Here is a 20,996-nt window from a genome sequence, read left to right on the forward strand (position 1 = left end):
ATGCGGCCGGACACGATCGGCCGGCACCGCCGCCGCCAGCCGGTGTCAGATCCCGGTTCTGCCGCCGATGACCCTGAGCGCCGGACGCTTGCGGCGGGTGACGACGCGGCCCGCTACCGGCGCATCGGCGCGGCCGTCATCCTGCGCCTTCTCGGCAAACAGCCAGTCGATGAACAACTGCACGATCGGCGTCGACTTCATCTCGTTGCGACAGACGACATAGAAATCGTCGGTCGCCGGCACCGACAAGCTGAACGGCGCCACCAGCATGCCCCTGGCCAGCAGCGAACTGGCCGTCACCGAATCGCCCAGCGCCACGCCATGGCCGTGGACCGCGGCCTCAACCGCCATGCGTGCATCGCCCAGATGATGACGGCGGCCGCGTTCCAGGTCCAGCGCATCGGCGGCCGCCAGCCAGGTGTGCCATTCGCGGCCGTCATCGCCATGCAGGAAGACATGGTCGGCGAGATCCCTGAAGCTGCGGATCGGACGGTTGTTGATCAACGTCGGGCTCACCACGGGAAACAGTTCGAGCCCCGACCATTTGCGCATCCAGCAATCGGTCCAACTGCCATCGCCGTAATGCACGCAGACATCGATCTGCGGCGCGCGGATATCCTTGGCGTCGTTGGAAGGGATCAGCGTCAGCCTGATGTCAGGATATTGCGCCATGAAACTGCCGAGCCGCGGCGTCATCCACAGCAAGAGCAATGCCGGCACGCAGGAGACGGAGAGCGCGCCGCTGCTCGCCGGCCTTGTCATGCGCTGCGTGGCGGCGGCGATGCCGTCGAAGGCGCTCGAGACCGCCGGCAGCAGCTCGGCACCATGTGGGGTCAGTTTGACCCGCTGGCCGGCGCGCTCGAAAAGCTTGACGCCGAGCGACTGCTCGAGCGCCTTGATCTGGTGACTGATGGCGCCATGCGTGACATTCAGCTCACTCGCCGCCTTGGTCAGCGAGCCATGGCGTGCCGTTGCCTCGAAGGCGCGCAGCGGATTCAGCGGTGGCAGGCGCTTGGCCATGGGCATCCATTGAAGCACGATCCCGAAAAATGGAGGCCGGTTTTTCGGATGAGATAGTGCTCAGAGTTAATTGTGAGATTTTCTCACAGCCAACACCCTAACAATATCAATTGATTTTTCAATGCGGCTGCCAGACACTTTGGCCCGGAACAGCATCAAGACGTGAAATCTGCAGGCAGCCAGCGGGACAACGACCCGGCCGGATGACGGTCGCTTCGCCAAGATCACCGGCGGCCGCATTGCATCAGGCCCGGCAGGAGGAGCGGACATGGGTTACGATCGCGGCAAGCTCGACGCGTTGCGTCGCAAATATGGCGAGAGCCATGGCGGCGAAATGTTCGACCCGAAGTTCCGGCGCGTCGCCGACAAGATATTTTCCAAGTCCGGAACCCGGCTGGCGCCCTATTCCGGCATACCGACCTTCCTCGCCGCCCCCTACCGCGAAATATCAGCCGACAATCCGGATTTCGGCGACCTGCAGGTGGCGATGATCGGCGTGCCGATGGACCTTGGCGTCACCAACCGGCCGGGCTCGCGTTTCGGGCCAAGGGCGCTGCGCGCCATCGAACGCATCGGCCCCTACAATCACGTGCTGGAATGCGCCCCGACGCATGAACTTCGGGTCGCCGACATCGGCGACACGCCGTTCCGCAGCCGCTACCGGCTCGAGATCAGCCATGAGGATATCGAGCGCCGCACCAACCAGATCGTCGATGCCGGCGTCATCCCGCTGTCGGTCGGCGGCGACCATTCGATCAGCCATCCGATCCTGAAGGCCGTCGGCAAGAAGGCTCCGGTCGGCCTGATCCACATCGACGCCCATTGCGACACCAGTGGCCTGTTCGACATGACCAAGTTCCACCACGGCGGACCGTTCCGCAACGCGGTGCTCGACGGCGTCCTCGATCCGGCGCGCACGATCCAGATCGGCATTCGCGGCTCGGCCGAATATCTGTGGGAGTTCACCTACGAGTCCGGCATGACCGTCGTGCATGCCGAGGAGGTGACCGGTCTCGGCATCCCCGCCATCATCGAGAAGGCGCGCAAGATCGTCGGCGACGGGCCGACCTATATCTCCTTCGACATCGACAGCGTCGATCCGGCCTTCGCGCCCGGCACCGGTACGCCCGAGGTCGGCGGCCTGACGACGCGCGAAGTGCTCGAACTGCTGCGCGGCCTGAAGGGCCTCAACATCGTTGGCGGCGACGTCGTCGAGGTGGCGCCGCAATACGACGCGACCACCAACACGGCGCACGCCGGCGCCCAGGTTCTGTTCGAAATCCTGAGCCTGATGGTGTTCAGCCCGGCGATCACCGGTAAAGGAGCCTGACGTCTAGACAAGCAAAGGTGGCTGCTGCGCTGGAGCCGGCGGCCGACCCAAACACACAAAGCTTCCAGAGGGGAATAAAAATGACGATCCGTATCGCACTCAAATCATCCATCGCCGCCGTGCTGATGCTTGGCACCGCTGGCCTCGGCTTCGCCACGCAAGCCGCCAATGCCGACGCCCTGGCGGACATCACCAGGGCCGGCACCATCAATGTCGGCGTCTTCGCCGATTTTCCGCCCTTCTCCTCGGCCAGCGCCGACATGAGCCTCAAGGGCTATGACATGGATGTCGCGCAATACATTGCCGACACGCTCAAGGTGAAGCTCAATCCCGTGGCCGTCACCGGCCAGAACCGTATCCCGTACCTGAACGACCATCGCGTCGACATCTTAATGAGCGTCGGCTATTCGAAGGAGCGTGAGCAGGTGATCGACTTCGCCGCTGCCTACGCGCCCTACTACATCGCCGTGATCGGTCCGGCGGCGCTGACGGTCAAAGGCAAGGAAGACCTTGCCGACAAGTCGATCGCCGTCAACCGTGGCACGCTCGAGGACACCTCGCTCACCGAAGCGGCTCCGGCGTCGGCCGACATCAAGCGTTTCGACAACTACAATTCGGTGATCCAGGCTTTCATCTCCGGCCAGACGCAGTTGATGGTCGTCGGCAACGATGTCGGCGCGCAGGTGCTGGCCAAGCAGGACGCGCTGAAGCCGGAGCAGAAGTTCCAGCTTCTGACCTCGCCTTCGCATATCGGTCTCAACAAGAACGAAGACAGCTTGAAGAAGGCGGTCAACGACGCCATCGCCAAGATGCTGGCGGACGGCAAGCTGGACGCAAGCTCGCAGGCCTGGCTGAAGACGCCGCTCAACCCCGACAACCTCAAGGATTGAGATCCGGTGGCCTTTGCCTGGCTTCCAGGGGCTGCGGGTGACATCGCGCGCGGAGCGGTCACGACGATCCTGTTGATCGCTGTGACCACGCTGGCGGGGACATTCCTCAGCATCCTGGGTGCTGCGGGACGGCGAAACGGCCCGGTGCTGCTCAAGCGGGCCATTGCCTGGTATGTCGAGGTGATGCGCAACACGCCGTTCCTGGTGCAACTGTTCTTCATCTTCTTCGGGCTGCCCAGCCTCGGGATCAGGCTTGACCCGGTATTGGCCGCCATCCTGGCGATGACGCTCAACATGGCGGCCTACACGATCGAGATCGTCGGCGCTGGGCTTGACGCCGTGCCGCCCGGACAGACCGAAGCAGCCCTTGCGCTGGGCTTGAGGCCACGCCAGGTGTTCGTCAAGATCGTGCTGCCACAGGCGCTCAAGGTGATCTATCCGGCGCTGACCAGCCAGATCGTTATCATGATGCTGGAGTCCGCCGTGGTGTCGCAGATCGCGGTGCGCGAGCTTACCTACGAGGCCGACATGCTGCAGGCACGCACGTTCCGGTCCTTCGAGACCTATCTTGTCGTGACGCTGGTTTATCTCGTCCTGTCGATGGCCTTGCGCCGGCTGTTGGTCACGGGCGGACGCCGCGTCCTGGGGGCTGGCGTGTCATGATCGAATTCACCTTCTGGGACATCGTGCGCAACCTTTTGCTCGCCGCACGCTGGACGGTGCTCTTGTCGCTGGCCGCTTTCGTTGGCGGCGGCGTAGTCGGCATGGTCGTGCTGTTCTTCAGGATCGCCAAGAATAAATGGAGCCGGCGCGTTGCCTCCAGCTATATCGCCCTGTTCCAGGGGACGCCGCTATTGATGCAGCTGTTCCTGATGTTCTTCGGCCTGCCGATGCTCGGCTTGCGCATCGAGCCGTGGACGGCGGCGGTGCTCGGCCTCACCTTCTTCGCCAGTGCCTATCTGGCCGAGATCTGGCGCAGCGGCGTCGACGCCCTGCCGCGTGGCCAGTGGGATGCCGGCGCCAGCCTTGGCCTGCACTATCTGCAGGAGCTGAGGCTGATCATCCTGCCCCAGGCGTTTTCGATCACCCGCGCGCCGACCGTCGGGTTCCTGGTGCAGCTCATCAAGTCGACGGCGCTCACCTCGATCATCGGCTTCGAGGAGCTGGTGCGGACCTCCAACGCCATCAACAATGCGACCTTCGAACCCTTCAAGGTCTACGGGCTGGTGGCGCTGATCTTTTTCGTCATGTGTTTTCCACTGACGCAATACGCGCGTTCGCTCGAACGACGCGCCGCCCACTGAGCCGCAAGAAGACGGCGGACAACGGAATCAAGGGAACCAGCCGGAGAACCGGCACAAACAGAGGAGAGACCAGATGAACAGATTGATCGCAACACAAGTCAGCCGGCGCAGCGTGCTTGGCGCTGGCCTGGCGACGGCCGGCGTGCTCGCCATGCCGTCGATCCTGCGGGCGCAGGACAAGTCGCTGAAGGTCGGCGTCTATGGCGGCTACTTCAAGAAATCCTTCGACGAGCACGTCTTCCCCGACTTCACCAAGGCCACCGGCATCGCGGTGGAATCGGTTGCCGAGCCGACCGGCGAGGCGTGGCTGGTGCAACTCGAACAGGCGGCCAAGGCGGGCCAGGCGCCGGCCGATCTTTCGATGATGTCGCAGACCTCGACGCTCAAGGGCCAGTCGACCGAACTGTGGACGCCGCTCGACACCTCCAAGTTCAAGCATTACGGCGACCTGTTGCCGCGCTTCATCAACAAATATCCGGATGGCCGCGTTGCCGGCATCGGTGCGGTGGCCTGGTGGATCACGCTGGTCTCCAACACCGATGTCTACAAGGAGGCGCCGACCTCCTGGGCGGCATTCTGGGACAAGGCGAACGAGGACAAGCTCGGCCTGCTGGCGCTCGCCTCCAACTCGTTCCTGCTCGAAGTGACGGCCAAGACCTTCATGGGCGGCACCAATGCCCTCGACACCGAGGAAGGGTTGAACAAGGCGTTCGAGAAGCTCGCCGAGGTCAAGCCGAATGTGCGCCTCTGGTATCGCGACGAAGCGCAGTTCGAGCAGGCGCTGAAGTCGGGCGAAATCCCGATGGGCCAGTATTATCACGACGTCACCGGCCTCGCGATCGCCGACGGCTTCCATGTCCGCACCACCTTCCCGAAGGAAGGCGGCATCCAGGACTCCGGCAATTGGGTTCTGTCGCGCGCCTCGACCAAGGTCGACGAGGCGCATGCCTTCATCGACTATATGAGCCAGCCGTCGATGCAGGGCGTGATGTCGCGCAAGGTCGGCACCACGCCGACGCTGAAGAAGGAGGTGCTCGACCTGACGCCGGCCGAGTTCGCATCGGTGTCGTCGGAGATCGAGCCGATCATTCCGCGCTACGACCTCTATACGTCCAAGGCCGACTGGATCAACCAGAAGTGGACCGAGCTGATCGTCGGCTAAGCCGAAAAACAGCTCGCCCGACATCGAAGCGCTCCTCATGACGGGTCGCTTCGCGAACCACCTCTCCCATTGCGATGGGAGAGGATATGCTAAGCGCCGAAACCGCGGCGCCTCTCCTCTTGCGACCGAGGAGAGGCCGCCGCGAAAGCGAGGCGGCGAAGAACCATCCCATATCCTCCGGTTAACAGGATCAGCCATGTCCGGACTTGATATCAACGCCATCACCAAGGCCTTCGGAAATTTCATCGCGGTCGACAATGTTCGGCTCAACGTGCCGCACGGCACCTTCGTCTGCCTGCTTGGACCATCCGGCTGCGGCAAGACCACGCTGCTGCGCATGATCGCCGGCCTGGAGGAGCCGACCAGCGGCGCCATCGTGCTCGACGGCGAGGACATTACGCCGCTGCCGACCCACAAGCGCAATCTCGGCATGGTGTTCCAGTCGCTGGCGCTGTTTCCGCATCTTTCGGTCGGCGACAACATCGCCTACGCGCTACGCATCCGCGGCGCTTCGAAGGAAGAGCAGAAGAAGCGCGTCGACGAGTTGCTGACGCTGATCCACCTGCCCGGCTTTGCCGACCGGCCGGTGGCGAAGCTTTCGGGCGGCCAGCGCCAGCGCGTGGCAATCGCCCGTGCGCTGGCACTGTCGCCGAAGCTGTTCCTGCTCGACGAGCCGCTTTCGGCGCTCGACGCCAAACTGCGCGAGGCCATGCAGGTGGAACTGCGCCAGCTGCAGCAGCGGCTGGGCATCACCACCATCGTCGTCACCCACGACCAGCGCGAGGCGATGACCATGGCCGACCTGGTCGTGGTCATGGGCCACAGCAGGATCCTGCAGGCGGCACCACCGATCGAGATATACCGCAAGCCGGCCGACGCCTTCGTCGCCGATTTCATCGGCATCACCAACCTTCTGCCGGCGGAGGTCGACAGCGCCGGACGCACCACCATCCTTGGCACCGCCATTCCGGGCCTCGCCATGCCGGCCGGCGTCACCAAGGCCTCGGTGTCGATCCGTCCCGAAGACGTGCATCTGGGCCAACCTGGCAGCCGCGCCATCACCGGCCAGGTGACCTTCGTGCGCGATCTCGGCGGCACCATCGAGACCTTCGTCGAGGTTGGCAGCACCAGCATCATCGCGGTGGCGACGCCGCGAGAGAGACCCAACGTCTCGGTCGGCGCCAAGGTCGGCGTCACGCTGCCGCCCGAGAGCTGCGTGGTGCTCGGCTCATGAGACGCGAAGCGCCAAAATCACTCGCCGACTATACGCCGCTGCTGTTCCCCGGGCTGATGCTCGTGGTGTTCTTCGTCGTGCCGTTTTCGACGATGATCGCGGTCAGCTTCTTCAAGCGCAATCCGGCCGGTTTCTACACGCCCGATTTCGTCATCGACAATTATGCGCGATTCCTGACCACCTTCTTCGCCGGCGTGCTCGGCTTTTCGCTGATGCTGGCGGTGCTGGTCGCCGTCTGCTGCGTCTCAATCGCCTTTCCGTTCACCTATCTGCTGACCAAGCGCTCGCGCCGCGTGCAGACGCTGTGGCTGGTCGGCCTGTTGTCGGTGCTGTCGCTGTCGGAGGTCATCATCGGCTTTGCCTGGTCGACGCTGTTTTCGCAGACCGCCGGCATCACCAACCTCTTCGTCGCGCTCGGGCTGATGGACAAGCCGGTGGCGCTGCTGCCGACCTTCGGCGCGGTGCTGGCCGGCATGACCTACCAGGCGCTGCCCTACACCATACTGGTGCTCTATCCGGCCCTGGTCCGCCTCGACCCGACACTGCTCGAGGCCGCCCGCACGCTTGGCGCCTCGCCGGTCAAAGCCTTCTTCAACGTCGTCACCCCGGCGCTGCGCAACACCATCGTGGCGACGCTGATCATGGTCTTCGTCTTCGCGCTCGGCTCCTATCTGCTGCCGCAGATCCTCGGCAGGCCACGCCACTGGACGCTGTCGGTACTGATCACCGACCAGGCGATCTACCAGTCCAACATGCCGTTCGCAGCCGCCATGGCGGTCTTCCTGGTGCTGATCTCGCTGGCGCTGGTCGGGCTGACGCTGCTCGTCGGCCGCAGGGAGAACGCACTATGACCGCCACCTTCCTTCGCCGGCTCTATTTCACCATCGTGGCTTTGTTTCTGGCCGCGCCGCTGATCGTCGTCGCCGGCGTCTCGGTCAACGCGCGGCAGGAACTGACCTTCCCGCCGAAAGGCTTCTCGCTCGCCTGGTATGGTCAGATCTTCGCCGATCCGGAATGGCGGCTGGCGCTGATCCATTCGGTGACGCTCGCCGTCTGCTCGGCGGCGATCGCGGTCGCCATCGCGCTGCCGCTCGCCTGGTTCCTGTGGCGGCGCATTGCGCCCTGGGCAAACATCTTCCAGGTGTTGGGGCTCGCGCCCTTCATCCTGCCGCCGGTCATCACGGCGCTCGGCTTCCTCACCTTCTGGGCGACGGTCGGGCTGTTCGGCCAGTTCTTCACCGCCATCATCAGCCACGCCATCTTCTTCGTGACGCTGCCGCTGGTGACGCTGTCGCTGGGTTTTGCGTCGATCGACCGCTCGCTGGTCGAGGCCGCCGCGACGATGGGTGCTGACGACCGCACGGTGCTGAAGACGGTGGTGCTGCCGCTGATCCTGCCCTACCTCGTCTCCGGCTACGCCTTCGCCTTCGTGCTGTCGCTCAACGAATACATCGTCGCCTATATGACGATCGGGTTCACCACCGAGACGTTGCCGATCAAGATATTCAACGCGCTGCGCTACGGCTACACGCCGACCATGGCGTCGGTGTCGGTGTTCTTCGTCGCGGTGGCAGCCCTGGTGTTCGGATCGATCGCCAAGTTCGGAGACATCCGCAGGCTGCTCGGCGCGATGTCGTCCGAAGGCAACTGACCGGACCTGTGCGAAAACGAAAACGGCCGCCGATTTGCCAGTGCCGTGACGTCATCGTGTCGGTCGCTCGAAATAATGATTTTGTCTTCACTTTCCGGAGAACGAAGTTCTAATCTTAGTCGGTCCTGGATCGCGGAAGGGGATGCGACATGGTGGATTCTGATCGGATCGACAAGATGATCAAAGCCGTGCCCCCCGCCTTGGCGCTTCGAGCCGGGCTGGACCTTGGCATCTTCACCCGGCTCGGTGGCAGCGCGATGACTGCTGACAGCCTTGGGGCCGCGCTCAAAGTCGAGCCCGATCGTCTGTCGCGGCTCCTCTACGCGCTCGCCAGCATCGATTTCCTCGAAGTCGAGGATGGCCAATTTCGCAACGGAGCCGAAGCGTCGGCCTTCCTCGACGCGTCCAAGCCGACTTATCGCTGCGGCGATCATGCGCTCCTGCGCGAACTCTGGGGAGCTGACCTGCTGACCGCAGAGTCGCTGCGCCAGAACCGGCCGGCTGCGCTGCACGATTTTTCCGAAGCAGGGCCCGAGGCAGCGGCGGCCTTCAGCCGCATGCTCGCACCGGGGGCGGTGATTTTCGGCCGACTTCTGGCCCAGGAGATGGACCTCTCGGCGATCGGTTCGGTGATCGACATCGGCGGGGGCCCAGGGACCATTCTCGTCGGACTTCGCGAGCGGTGGCCGCAGATTGCGGCAACGCTGATGGAACTCCCAACGGTCGCAGCGGTCGCGCCAGATATCCTGTCAGAATATGGTGCCGACGACGTGGTCGTCGAAGAGGGGGACATAACTGTCGCGCCATCGATCGGTCGGCACGATCTGGCGATCCTGAAGGCCGTCGTCCAGGTCCTGCCTCCGGACCAGGCGCGCAGTTCGATCCTGAACGCGGCGCGTTGCCTCACACCGGGCGGCGAGATCGCAATTGCGGGGTGGGGTGTCGTCGATGATGACCGCCTCGGCCCGCGTGAGGGTGTCTTTCTGAATCTCACCTTCTTGAACCTCTATCGCAACGGCGAATCGTACACTGAAGGTCAGTATCGAGCGTGGATGACGGAGGCTGGATTCCGCGATATTTCGAGGTCGCGGCTGACGGACGGCTGCACCTTGTTTCGTGCGCGCCTCGGGGGCTGATTGTTGCTGGATGCCTGATTTCGGACGCGGGGGCAGGCGCCCATGAGCACACGGCAGTATGCCGGGCCGTTGCATCGGCGCCGCCTCACGTCGAAAATGCCCCCATGGAAGCTGTCCGATTTCCCAGGCTCTCGACACCAAGGCTCGTGCTTCGGGCGCCGAGCGAACGGGATATCCCGGCATGGTTTGCGCGCGCGACGGATGTCGAATCCGCCTCCCTTGCCGGCGATCCCGTTCCCGACGACATAAGCGCGGGCGAACGATGGCTTGCCCGTTCGCGTCAGCGGTTCGCTGACGGCAAGGCGATCAAGTGGTCCATAGACCAGGCAGGGGTATCGGACTCGATCGGGACGATAACCCTGTCCTTCGGAGCAACCGACGCCAAGGCAGCCGCATTGGGATTTGTGCTGGCGCGTGCGCATTGGGGGCACGGGCTGGGCAGCGAGGCGGCGCGCGAAGTCATCCGCTACGCCTTTGAAACTCTGGCGCTTGAACGGGTGACGGCCGAGGCGGCGGCGCGCAATTTCGCGTCGCTGCGGATATTGGCGAAGCTCGGCTTCAAGCATATCGAGAGCTTCATCGATGAGTCCGACGGCGAGCGCTGCGAGCGTCTTGCGCTCGACGAAGACATCGGATCGTCACTGTTGGCGAGCAACCCGATGCCAGACTGCTAATGCATTCGTCGCCTCGATGCCAAGCGTCGGCTCATGGCGCTTAACGACGTTTCGCGGGCCGTCGTTTGACGAGCCACGATATCAGGCCTTTGCTCAGTGCCCAAACACCAATGGCGGCGCTAGGCGGTCCCGCCGCAGCCAGCGCGCCAGCAGCAGCGCCGCCACCACGGCCAGCCCCGACGACAGGCCGATCCAGATGCCGACGCCATGGAAGCCGAAATGGAAGGCGAGCAGCACACCGAGCGGCAGGCCGATGCCCCAATAGCCGATCGCGGCGTAGATCATAGGCACCTTGGTGTCGTGCAGGCCGCGCAGCATGCCGGCGGCAACCGCCTGCGCGCCGTCGAAGATCTGGAACAGGGCTGCAAAGACCAGGAACGACACGGCAAGAGCGATCACCCTGGCATTGGCCGGGTTGGCGAGATCGATGAAGGCGCTGATCAGCAGATGCGGCCACAGGATCATCACCAGCCCCATCAGCGCCATGAACGAAACGCCGATGACAAAGGCGGTCCAGCCGGCGCGGGAAACGCCTTCCGGATTGCCGGCGCCATGCGCAAGCCCGACGCGCACCGTCACCGCCTGGTTGAGGCCGAGGGGCACCATGAAACTGATCGAGGCGATCTGGATGGCGATCGCATGCGCGGCTAATGAATCGGCGTCGATCAGGCCCATCAGCAGTGCCGCGGCGTTGAAGATGGTCACCTCGAAGGCCAGGATACCGGCAATCGGCATGCCGAGCCGCAACAGCCCCTTGAAGCGCGGCCAGTCGGACCGCCAGAAGCGCCCGAACAGACGGTAGCGCCGGAACTTCTTCTCCAGCATCACCACCACTGCCATGCCGACGAACATCAGCGTGCTGGACAGCGTGGTCGCAAGCCCCGAGCCGGCAATCCCCATCGATGGCACGCCGAGATTGCCGAACATGAACACCCAGTTGAAGAGGGCGTTGCAGGCGACGGCGACGAAGACGATGATCAGCGCCCAGCCCGGCCGCTCCAGCGCCGAGATGAACGAGCGCAGCACGATATAGCCGTAGAAAGGCAGCACCGCCCATTCGAGCCAGCGCAGGTAGATGCCGGCCTGATGCGCCAGCGCGGGCTCCTGGCCCATCGCCAGCAGAATGGCCTCGCCGTGCCAAAGCACCAGCCAGATCGGGATCGAGATCAGGATCGCCAGCCACAGGCCCTGGCGCACGGTGCGGCGCAGGTCGCGCACCGAATGGCGGCGGCGGCCAAGCTCGGTGGCAATCATCGGCGACGTCGCCAGCATCAGGCCGAGCCCGAAGATCAGCGGCATGAAATAGAGGTTGGCGCCAAGCGCGCCGCTGGCCAGCGTGTCCGCCCCCAGCCGACCCATCATCATGACGTCGGTCGCCGTCATCGCGGTCTGGCCGAGATTGGTCAGCACCATCGGCCAGGCGAGCGCCAGCGTCGCCCTGATTTCCTGACGCCAAAGATTTTCCGGCGCGCGAGCGCCGGCTTCGATCGCAGACATTGTTCCGCTCTTTCCAGTGCGGCACGTCGGCAAGGAGCCGGAAGCCGCATTTCAAACGGCAAAACCTTCGGTTTCGCAGCGTTTGCGTCAGCTTTTGGACGAAACGCGACATGAAGGCAAGAGAGGAGGGGCCGGAACAGATTGAGCCAGCGATCGGCTCGCGCACTCTCTTTCACCTTGTTTGACGCAATTCCCTAAGGGAAAGCGCTATGCGCTTTTCCCGGGAAAACCGTTTCACACTTTTCCTGGAATTGCTCCTATCTGATCGCGTCCAGCATCTGCCGCTGCCGGTGCATTTCGAGGAAAACCCTGTAATCGCGGTCGAAACGCCCGGCCGATTTCGGGTTCGACGCACGCGTCCTGCCGCCTTGCTGCATGGCAAGGCAGGCGGCGTTGAGGTCGGGGAAAAGCCCGGCTGCGGTGGCGGCGACCATGCCGGTGCCGAGCAGCACCGCTTCGTCGGCCAGCGGCTCGACCACCGTGCAGCCGGTGGCGTCGGCATAGAGCTCCATCAGCAGCGGGTTCTTGGTGTGGCCGCCGGTGACATGCAGCGTGTCGATCAGGTAGCCGTTTTCGTTCAACGCCTCCAGCACATGCCGTACGCCGAGCGCAATGCCGACAGCGGTGCGCCAGTAGAGCTTGCACAGGCTGTCGAAGGACGAGTCCAGTGTCAGCCCGCTGACCACGCCGACGGCGTGCGGATCGGCGAGCGGCGACCGGTTGCCGTGGAAGTCCGGCAGCACATGCAGCCTTGCCGCGAGCGCCTCGCCTTCGGCAGTGCGCAGTTCGGCGACACGCCTGGCGATCTTGGCATGCATAGCGGCGTCCGGCTCGCCGCCGGCGCCGTGCCAGCGGATGATGTGGTCGAGCAGGGCGCCGGTAGCGGATTGCCCGCCCTCCGAGAGCCACAGCTTCGGCAACGCCGCGCCGTAGTACGGACCCCAGACCCCGGCGAAGGGTTGTGGATCGGGCGACATCGCCATGACGCAGCTCGACGTGCCGGCGATCAGCGCCAGGTGCCGGCCGATGTCCTGTTCGTCGCCGGCAAAACCGCCGAGCACGCCAAGCGCGCCGGCATAGGCATCGATGACGCCGGCGCCGACCCGGCATTTCTGCGTCAGGCCGAGATCCGCCGCCGCTTGCGCCGTCAGCGGGCCGATATCGGTGCCCACCGGACTGGCCCTCTCGGGCAGGTTTCCGTGCTCGAAAAGATCGTCGAGGCCGACGAGCTCGAAGAAATCGCGGCGCCAACCAGTCTCCTCATGCGCCAGATAAGTCCATTTGGCGGTCAGCGTGCATTGCGAACGAGCCAGCGAGCCGGTCGCTTGCCAGGTCAGGAAGTCGGTCAGGTCGAATAGATAGCCGGCTTCATTCCAGATCTTCGGCAGGTGCCGTTTCAGCCACATCAGCTTCGGTGTCGCCATTTCCGGTGACATGACGCCGCCGACATAGTCGAGCACGGCGTGGCCGCTGGCCGTGCATTCGTCGGCCTCGGCGATGGCGCGGTGGTCGAGCCAGACAATGGTGTCCCAACGCCTGTCGCCGGTGACCGAGACGCTGAGCTGGTCGCCTTGCCGGTCGCGCACCACCAGCGAACAGGTGGCATCGAAGGAGATGCCGACGACATCCTCGGCGGCGACACGGGCTTTCTCGCGCGCGGCACGCACGGCGATGCAGACGGCCGACCAGATATCGCGCGAATCATGCTCGGCGTGATCGGGCTTCGGCTGGTTCATGGCGATCGGCCGCTCGGCACGGCCGAGCAAGGTGCCGCTGGTGTCGAGAATGCCCGCGCGAGCGCTCCCGGTGCCGACATCGACCGCGCAAACGAACTGTTTCGTCAAGATGCTCTTACTCTCGCTCCCAGGCCTGCAATCAGATCGGGCAATTGCAGCATGTCAGCGAATATAAAGTCCGGTTCACTCGACGCAAGCCGCGCTTGCAAGGTCGGGTTGCCGGCATGCGAGCCGCCGGTGAAGGCAAAGACGCGCATGCGCGCCGCCCGCGCGGCAGCGATGCCGGCTGGGCTATCCTCGACGACCAGGCATTTGCGCGGATCGGCTCGCATGCTGGCGGCGGCATGGAGAAACAAGTCCGGCGCGGGCTTTCCCCTGGTCACCATGCCGGCGCTGAACAGATGCGGCTCCATCAGCCCAAGCAATCCGGTGACGTCGAGCGCGTAGCGGATGCGGTCGAGCGTGCCCGAGGACGCGACACAGAATGGCAGCTTAAGCCTCGGCAGCATCTCCTTGACGCCAGGGATCGGCTTCAGCTCTTCGCGAAACCTTCGCATCAGCTCGACGCGCATGTCGGTCAGATGGCTGTCGGTGATATCAAGCCCGAAGTCGCGGCCGAGGATCTCGCGTACGCTCTTCATGCTCTTGCCGAGGAAATGCTCGTAGGCGGCATCCTCGCCGATGCTGCCGCCGGCAAGCCTGATCATGCCGAGCAGCGCCGAGACGGAGAGCGCCTCGCTGTCGACCAGCACGCCATCGCAGTCGAAGATGACCAGTTCAGGCGTCATGGCGTCGAATGATCTCAGAGCTCGCCGGCGAGGTAGCGCGTCAGCGTCGCGCGCGTGCCATTCGCCCACAGCACGTTGAGCGCATGGGCGAATGCCTCGACAAACGCCGTCGCGCGGCCGACATCGCCGTAGATGTCCTCCATGGCAAGCCAGGCGGCGGGCGCGTCCTTTGCCGCTTTTGCCGTCGCCTGCAGCCGGTCCCAGCTCGGGTCGTTGGGCTCGATGACGGTGCCGCTGTCCGTCGTGCCAAAGCAGTAGCGGCACCAGAGGGCCGATTCCAGCGCCAGGCCGGCGACGCCTTTTCCGGCCTTCAGCCGGTCGGCGATGGTCGGGATGATGAATTTCGGCTGGCGGTTGGAACCATCGAGGCAAAGCCGGCGCACCGTGTCGCCGATCTTGGGATTGGAGAAGCGGCTCTCGATGAGCTGGTAATACTCTTCCAGATTGGTATCCGGCACCGGCGGCACGGTCGGCATGATCTCGTCATGCTCGAGCTTGTCGAGAAAGCCGCGCACCAGCGGCTCGTGCATCGCCTCATGGACGAAATGGATGTCCATCAGCCCGGCCGGATAGGCGATCGTCGCATGGCCGCCATTGAGGATGCGGATCTTCATCAATTCGTAGGGCGCGACATCCTTGACGAACTGTACGCCGACCTTTTCCAGCGGCGGCCGACCGTCGGTGAAATGATCTTCCAGCACCCATTGCCGGAACGGCTCGCAGAACACCGGCCAGTTGTCCTCCAGCCCGAACTCGCTGGCGAGAATTCCGCGTTCGCGGTCCGTGGTGGCCGGCGTGATGCGATCGACCATGCCATTGGGAAAGGCGACATGTTCGCTGACCCAATTTGCCAGATCCTCGTCGATCAGCCGGGCAAGGCCGATGACGCCATCGGAGGTGACGTGGCCATTGTGGGGAATGTTGTCGCAGGACATGACGGTGAACGGCATGACGCCGTCATCGCGCCGGCGGACCAGCCCGGCGAGGATGATACCGAACACCGTCTTCGGCGTGGCGCCCGGCTGCGCGTCGGCGACGATGTCGGGATGGGTCGGGTTGAAGACGCCGGAAGCCGGGTCGATGAAGTAGCCGCCTTCGGTGATGGTCAGCGAAACGATCTTGATCGCCGGGTCGGCGAGCCGTTCGATGATGCCGGCCGCATCGCCCGGCATCAGGAAGTCGATCATGACGCCGGTGACGCGGGCACTCATATGGCCGCTATCCTGTTCGACCACGGTGGTCAGCCAGTCCTGCTCCTCCAGTTTGCCGCGGCCGATCTTCTCGCCCTCGAACACGCCGGCGCCGACCAGCGCCCACTCATGGCCGATGCCCGAATTGAACAAATCGTCGAGATAGACGGCCTGATGCGAGCGGTGGAAATTGCCGACGCCGAAATGCACGATGCCGGGCTTGAGCGCCGCGCGGTCGTATTTGGGACCGGCAACCTTGGCGGGCAGCTTGGCGAGGTTGGAAGACGAGAGTTTCACGGTCATCTGTTTTACCCTTTGGCCGGCTTCGGCTTTGTTTGTCGGCCTCTGCTCCCCGCGGAGGGACGAGGAGCAGAGACCACCCCCGCCCTCAACTCATCCACTGGCCGCCATCGACATTGTAGGTCTGGGCGACGATGTATTCGGCATCGCTGCTGGCGAGAAAGACCGCCATGCCGGCGAGGTCCTGCGCCGTGCCCATGCGGCCATACGGCACCGCCTCGCCAACCAGCTTCTTCTTCTCGCCCTTCGGCCGGTTCTCACACTTTGCAAACAGCGAATCGACGTGATCCCAGTGTTCGCCGTCGACGACCCCAGGGGCGATCGCGTTGACGTTGATGCGGTGCTTGATCAGGTCGAGCCCCGCCGACTGGGTCAGCGAGATGACGGCGGCCTTGGTGGCGCAATAGACGCCGACCAGTGCCTCGCCGCGCCGCCCGGCCTGGCTCGCCATGTTGATGATCCTGCCGCCCTTGCCGCGCGCGATCATCGAGCGGGCCGCGGCCTGCAGCATGAACAGCGTACCGGCGACATTGACGGAGAACAGTTTTTCGTAACTCGCCCTCGATATCTCGACGATCGGTGCCAGGTCGAACAAAGCCGCGTTGTTGATCAGTATGTCGAGGCCGCCGGTCCTGGTCTCCACAGCCTTTACCGCTGCGTCGATCGATGCCTGATCCGTGACATCGAGTTTCACGGCATAGGCCTGGCCGCCGATCCCGGCGGCCGTCTTCTGCGCGGCCTCGAGATTGATGTCGGCGATGGCAACGGTGGCGCCTTCGCCGGCATAGGCTTCGGCGAATGCCTTGCCGATGCCACGGGCCGAGCCCGTGATCAGCGCGGATTTGCCGGCCAGGCGCATGCTCACATTGCCTTCCCGTCGGCGCCGAAGCGATGCAGCTTGGCCTTGTCGGGGGTCAGGTAGATGGTGTCGCCGTGATGGACAGCGAGTTCGCCGTCGGCGCGCACCGTCAGCGGACCGACGCCTTCGGCCTGGACATGCAGGAAGGTGTCGGAGCCGAGATGCTCGGCAACGCCGACTATGGCTTTCCATTCGCCTGCCGTGGTCGAGATCTCCATATGCTCGGGGCGGATGCCGATGGTCTTGACGCTGTATTTGGCCGCCGGCGCCCCTTCGATCAGGTTCATCTTCGGCGAGCCGATGAAGCCGGCGACGAACAGGTTCTTCGGCGTCTTGTAGAGTTCCATCGGCGAGCCGACCTGCTCGATGTTGCCGGCGTTCAGCACGACGATCTTGTCGGCCATGGTCATGGCTTCGACCTGGTCGTGGGTGACGTAGATCATGGTGGTCTTGAGCTGATGATGCAGCTCGCTGATCTCCAGCCGCATGGTGCCGCGCAGGGCGGCGTCGAGGTTGGATAGCGGTTCGTCGAACAGGAAGGCCGAAGGCTGGCGCACGATGGCCCGGCCGATGGCGACGCGCTGGCGCTGGCCGCCGGAGAGCTGGCCGGGCCGGCGTTCGAGATAGTTGGTCAGGTTCAGCACGCGCGCCGCGTCCTTCACCTTTTTGTCGATGGTTGCCTGATCCTCGCCCGCCATCTTGAGCGGGAAGGCGATGTTCTTGGCCACCGTCATATGTGGATAGAGCGCGTAGGACTGGAACACCATGGCCAGCTTGCGCTTGGCTGGCGCTTCACCGGTGACGTCGCGGCCGTCGATGTTGATGGTGCCGCCGCTGGTGTCCTCCAGCCCGGCGATCAGGCGCAGCAGCGTTGACTTGCCGCAACCCGACGGGCCGACGAAGACGACGAACTCGCCATTTTCGATCACCAGGTCGAGGCCGGGGATGATGGACGTCGATCCAAAGGATTTGGAGACGTTCTTGAGCGTGATGTTTCCCATGGTTTCCTCCCCGAGGGGTTATTTCTGCCGATTGCTTCAGGCAATTTCCGTTACTTCACCGAACCGGCCATTATTTGACTGCACCAAATGTCAGGCCGCGCACCAGCTGCTTCTGGCTGAACCAGCCCATGATCAGGATCGGCGCGATGGCCAGCGTCGAGGCCGCCGAAAGCTTGGCCCAGAACAGGCCCTGCGGGCTGGAGAACGAGCTGATGAAGGCGGTCAGCGGCGCGGCTTCGGTGGTGGTCAGCCGGATCGTCCAGAACGCCTCGTTCCAGGCCAGGATGATATTGAGCAGCATGGTAGACGCGATGCCCGGCACCGCCATCGGCGTCAGCACGTACCAAATCTCACCCCACAGCGATGCGCCGTCCATGCGCGAGGCTTCCAGGATCTCGCCCGGAATTTCGCGGAAGTAGGTGTAGAGCATCCACACCACGATCGGCAGGTTGATCAGCATCAGCATGACCATCAGGCCGATGCGGCTGTCGAGCAGCCCGAGGTTGCGGAAGATCAGGTAGATCGGGAACAGCACGGCGACCGCCGGCATCATCTTGGTGGAGAGCATCCACATCAGGATGTCCTTGGTCCGCTTGGTCGGCGAGAAGGCCATCGACCATGCCGCCGGAATGGCGACCAGCAAGGCCAGGATGGTCGAACCGACCGAGAGCAGCACCGAATTCAGGAAGAACTTGAAGTAGCCGCTCTGCGCCTGAACCTCGGTGTAACTCTCGAACGTCCCCGACGGGATCAGGTTGAAGCCCTGGATGGCTTCCTGCTCCGACTTGAACGAGGTGATGATCGTATAGAGGATCGGGAAGAAGATCAGCAGCGCGACAATCCAGGCGGCAACGGTCGCGATTGTCTTGTGCTGGGTGGTGACTGAGCGTGCCATCGTATCCTCCCTATTTGTCCAGGTTCTTGCCGACGGCGCGCATGGCGAAGAAGGCAACGATGTTGGCGAGAATGACAGCGATGATGCCGCCGGCGGATGCCTGGCCGATTTTGAACTCCAGCAAGGCCTTCTGGTAGACGAGGAAGGGCAAGTTGGTGGAGGCGTATCCAGGGCCGCCATTGGTGGTGACGAGGATCTCGGCATAGACCGACAAAAGGAAGATCGTCTGGATCAGGATGACGACGGTGATGGCGCGCGACATGTGCGGTAGCGTCAGATAGATGAAGCGGCTGACGAAGCCGGCGCCGTCCATCTCGGCGGCCTCTTTCTGCTCGCCGTCGAGCGACTGCAGCGCGGTCAACAGGATCAGCGTCGCGAAGGGCAGCCACTGCCAGGCGACGATGATGATGATCGCCGTCATCGGATGCTGCCCGAACCAGTCGATCGGCTGGGCGCCGAAGAAGCGCGCGATGTCGGCGAATACCCCGTATTGCGGGTGCATGATCATGTTCTTCCAGACCAAGGCGGCCACCGGCGGCATGACGAAGAACGGCGAGATGACGAGGATGCGGACAATGCCTTGTCCCCACATCGGCTGATCGATCAGCAACGCCAGCAGGATGCCGCCGATCACCGTGATCAGCAGCACGCTGATCACCAGCGTAAGCGTGTTGAGGATCGATTGCAGGAATGCCGGGTTGGAATAGAACAGCGCGTAGTTCGAGAAGCCGACGAACCCATCGCGGATCGGGTTGAGCGGGTTGTACTGCTGGAAGGAGAACCACAGCGTGAGCGCCAGTGGAACAACCATCCAGACCAGCAGGAGCACGACAGATGGCGCCATCATGAAACGGGCAAGCGAACGGGTCTGCTGAGTAGCCATGACGGTCACCCTTCAATGGTCAGACTGAATTTTCAAAAGGCGTTAAAGGCGGCCGCCCGAACTGGGACTCGGGCGGCCGTTGCCGGTCAAGGAGGCGACCGGCATTCGGCACCGGGAGGAGCCTACTTGATATACCCGCCTTCGGTCATTGCCGCGGTGGCAGCGTCCTGGGCCTGCTTCAAGGCATCGTCGACGCTCGACTGGCCGGCAAGAGCCGCCGAGAAGAGCTGGCCGACAGTGGTGCCAAGTCCCTGGAATTCAGGGATGGCGACAAACTGCACGCCGACATACGGCACCGGCTTGACGGTCGGATGCGTCGGGTCGGCGGCATTGATCGAGTCCAGCGTCATCTTGGCGAACGGAGCCGCCTTCTGGTACTCGGCATTGGCGTAGAGCGAGGAGCGCGTGCCGGGAGGAGCATTGGCCCAGCCTTCCTTCGAGGCCACCAGGTCGGCATAGTGCTTGCTGGTTGCCCAGGAAACGAACTTCTCGGCGGCATCTGCCTTTTGCGTGCCGGCGGGAATGGCCAGCGACCAGGCCCACAGCCAGTTGCCGCGCTTGCCCAGGCCATTGTCGGGCGCCAGCGCATAACCGACCTTGTCGGCGACGGTCGAGTTCTTCGGGTCCGATACGAAGGATGCGGCGACCGTGGCGTCGATCCACATGCCGCACTTGCCCTGCTGGAACAGCGCCAGGTTTTCGTTGAAGCCGTTGGACGATGCGCCCTCAGGACCGTCGGCCTTCATCAGGTCGACATAGAACTGCAGGGTGCTCTTCCATTCGGGCTGGTCGAACTGCGGCTTCCAGTTCTCGTCGAACCAGCGTGCGCCGAAGGAGTTCGACATGGCGGTCAGGAAGGCCATGTTCTCGCCCCAGCCGGCCTTGCCGCGCAGGCAGACGCCGTTCACGCCATTGGCGCGGTCGGTCATCTTGTCGGCGGCCTGCTTGATGAAGTCCCAGGTCGGCGCGTCGGGCATCTTCAGCCCGGCCTTGTCCATCAGGTCCTTGCGGTACATGACGAAGGAGCTTTCGCCGTAGAAAGGCGCTGCATAGAGCTTGCCGTCAACCGAAAGACCGCCGGCGATGGCCGGGATGATGTCCTTGGCGTCATAGTCGTCGCCAAGCTTGTCGAGCGGCAGAAGCCAGCTCTGCTTGGCCCAGATCGGGACTTCATAGGTGCCGATGGTCATCACGTCATACTGGCCGCCCTTGGTGGCGATGTCGGTGGTGACACGCTCGCGCAGCACATTTTCTTCGAGCGTGACCCAGTTGAGCTGGATGTCGGGGTTAGCCTTGGTGAAGTCTTCCGTCAGCTTTTGCATGCGGACCATATCGCCATTGTTGACGGTGGCGATGGTGATGGATTCGGCATGTGCGGCGAAGGCAAGAGCGCTGGCCGACAACAAGCCCAGGGTGAGCGTGTGAAGTTTCATCAAATTCCTCCCA

The 20,996-nt window shown here is 63.7% G+C and carries 20 protein-coding genes; 10 read left to right on the forward strand and 10 right to left on the reverse strand.

The genetic code is table 11. The features are described from left to right. Window positions 1-45 precede the first annotated feature (45 nt). Window positions 46-1,020, reverse strand: coding sequence for a transcriptional regulator GcvA (gene gcvA / locus AC07FD_RS30180; RefSeq protein ID WP_478352810.1), 975 nt, complete (start codon window positions 1,018-1,020; stop codon window positions 46-48). A gap of 268 nt (window positions 1,021-1,288) precedes the next feature. Between gcvA and speB the strand changes: the two genes are divergently transcribed. The 10 genes from speB to AC07FD_RS30230 all read left to right on the forward strand — a co-directional run bounded on the left by speB (window position 1,289) and on the right by AC07FD_RS30230 (window position 10,401). Beyond that, a complete protein-coding gene (gene speB, locus AC07FD_RS30185) occupies window positions 1,289-2,350 on the forward strand; it encodes an agmatinase (RefSeq protein WP_478352811.1) in 1,062 nt (353 codons plus the stop codon). Window positions 2,351-2,430: 80 nt separating this feature from the next. Further along, the gene (locus AC07FD_RS30190; RefSeq protein WP_478352812.1) at window positions 2,431-3,240 is read left to right on the forward strand and encodes a transporter substrate-binding domain-containing protein; all 810 of its coding nucleotides are present in this window, start codon (window positions 2,431-2,433) and stop codon (window positions 3,238-3,240) included. A 6-nt stretch (window positions 3,241-3,246) separates the two neighbouring features. Further along, entirely contained in the window at window positions 3,247-3,903 is a 657-nt protein-coding gene (locus AC07FD_RS30195) for an amino acid ABC transporter permease (protein WP_478352813.1), read from the forward strand. Continuing rightward, on the forward strand, window positions 3,900-4,544 hold the full coding sequence (locus AC07FD_RS30200; protein ID WP_478352814.1) for an amino acid ABC transporter permease: 645 nt from the start codon (window positions 3,900-3,902) through the stop codon (window positions 4,542-4,544). The genes AC07FD_RS30195 and AC07FD_RS30200 overlap by 4 nt, the downstream gene beginning before the upstream one ends. Before the next feature lie 73 nt (window positions 4,545-4,617). Continuing rightward, window positions 4,618-5,706: an ABC transporter substrate-binding protein gene (locus AC07FD_RS30205; protein WP_477393082.1), complete on the forward strand. Its 1,089-nt coding sequence runs from the start codon at window positions 4,618-4,620 to the stop codon at window positions 5,704-5,706. 196 nt (window positions 5,707-5,902) lie between these two features. Further along, window positions 5,903-6,940: an ABC transporter ATP-binding protein gene (locus tag AC07FD_RS30210; RefSeq protein WP_478352815.1), complete on the forward strand. Its 1,038-nt coding sequence runs from the start codon at window positions 5,903-5,905 to the stop codon at window positions 6,938-6,940. After that, window positions 6,937-7,791, forward strand: a complete 855-nt coding sequence (locus AC07FD_RS30215) for an ABC transporter permease (protein ID WP_478352816.1) — start codon at window positions 6,937-6,939, stop codon at window positions 7,789-7,791. Before AC07FD_RS30210 ends, AC07FD_RS30215 begins: the two co-directional genes overlap by 4 nt. Next, window positions 7,788-8,591: an ABC transporter permease gene (locus AC07FD_RS30220; protein WP_184873003.1), complete on the forward strand. Its 804-nt coding sequence runs from the start codon at window positions 7,788-7,790 to the stop codon at window positions 8,589-8,591. Before AC07FD_RS30215 ends, AC07FD_RS30220 begins: the two co-directional genes overlap by 4 nt. Window positions 8,592-8,740: 149 nt before the next feature. After that, on the forward strand, window positions 8,741-9,727 hold the full coding sequence (locus AC07FD_RS30225; RefSeq protein ID WP_478352817.1) for a methyltransferase: 987 nt from the start codon (window positions 8,741-8,743) through the stop codon (window positions 9,725-9,727). Between the two features lie 104 nt (window positions 9,728-9,831). Then, window positions 9,832-10,401 carry a GNAT family N-acetyltransferase gene (locus AC07FD_RS30230; protein WP_478352818.1) on the forward strand — a complete coding sequence of 190 codons (570 nt, stop codon included), beginning with the start codon at window positions 9,832-9,834 and terminating at the stop codon, window positions 10,399-10,401. A 93-nt stretch (window positions 10,402-10,494) separates the two neighbouring features. Here the strand turns inward: AC07FD_RS30230 and AC07FD_RS30235 are convergent, their stop codons facing one another. The 9 genes from AC07FD_RS30235 to AC07FD_RS30275 form a co-directional block, all read right to left on the reverse strand. Then, window positions 10,495-11,898, reverse strand: a complete 1,404-nt coding sequence (locus AC07FD_RS30235; protein WP_478352819.1) for an MATE family efflux transporter — start codon at window positions 11,896-11,898, stop codon at window positions 10,495-10,497. Between the two features lie 257 nt (window positions 11,899-12,155). Further along, the gene (locus AC07FD_RS30240; RefSeq protein ID WP_478352820.1) at window positions 12,156-13,742 is read right to left on the reverse strand and encodes an FGGY-family carbohydrate kinase; all 1,587 of its coding nucleotides are present in this window, start codon (window positions 13,740-13,742) and stop codon (window positions 12,156-12,158) included. After that, window positions 13,739-14,422 carry an HAD family hydrolase gene (locus tag AC07FD_RS30245; protein ID WP_478352821.1) on the reverse strand — a complete coding sequence of 228 codons (684 nt, stop codon included), beginning with the start codon at window positions 14,420-14,422 and terminating at the stop codon, window positions 13,739-13,741. The genes AC07FD_RS30240 and AC07FD_RS30245 overlap by 4 nt, the downstream gene beginning before the upstream one ends. A gap of 14 nt (window positions 14,423-14,436) precedes the next feature. Next, the gene (locus tag AC07FD_RS30250; RefSeq protein ID WP_478352822.1) at window positions 14,437-15,915 is read right to left on the reverse strand and encodes a mannitol dehydrogenase family protein; all 1,479 of its coding nucleotides are present in this window, start codon (window positions 15,913-15,915) and stop codon (window positions 14,437-14,439) included. 85 nt (window positions 15,916-16,000) lie between these two features. Continuing rightward, complete coding sequence (locus tag AC07FD_RS30255; RefSeq protein ID WP_478352861.1) at window positions 16,001-16,771, reverse strand: L-iditol 2-dehydrogenase; 771 nt, start codon at window positions 16,769-16,771, stop codon at window positions 16,001-16,003. A 2-nt stretch (window positions 16,772-16,773) separates the two neighbouring features. Next, window positions 16,774-17,772, reverse strand: coding sequence for an ABC transporter ATP-binding protein (locus AC07FD_RS30260; protein WP_478352823.1), 999 nt, complete (start codon window positions 17,770-17,772; stop codon window positions 16,774-16,776). Window positions 17,773-17,842: 70 nt separating this feature from the next. Continuing rightward, window positions 17,843-18,667, reverse strand: coding sequence for a carbohydrate ABC transporter permease (locus tag AC07FD_RS30265; protein WP_478352824.1), 825 nt, complete (start codon window positions 18,665-18,667; stop codon window positions 17,843-17,845). A 10-nt stretch (window positions 18,668-18,677) separates the two neighbouring features. Beyond that, the gene (locus AC07FD_RS30270; RefSeq protein WP_478352825.1) at window positions 18,678-19,550 is read right to left on the reverse strand and encodes a carbohydrate ABC transporter permease; all 873 of its coding nucleotides are present in this window, start codon (window positions 19,548-19,550) and stop codon (window positions 18,678-18,680) included. A 122-nt stretch (window positions 19,551-19,672) separates the two neighbouring features. Further along, window positions 19,673-20,983 carry an ABC transporter substrate-binding protein gene (locus AC07FD_RS30275; RefSeq protein ID WP_478352826.1) on the reverse strand — a complete coding sequence of 437 codons (1,311 nt, stop codon included), beginning with the start codon at window positions 20,981-20,983 and terminating at the stop codon, window positions 19,673-19,675. Window positions 20,984-20,996: the final 13 nt, after the last annotated feature.

Source organism: Mesorhizobium waitakense, assembly GCF_056431085.1.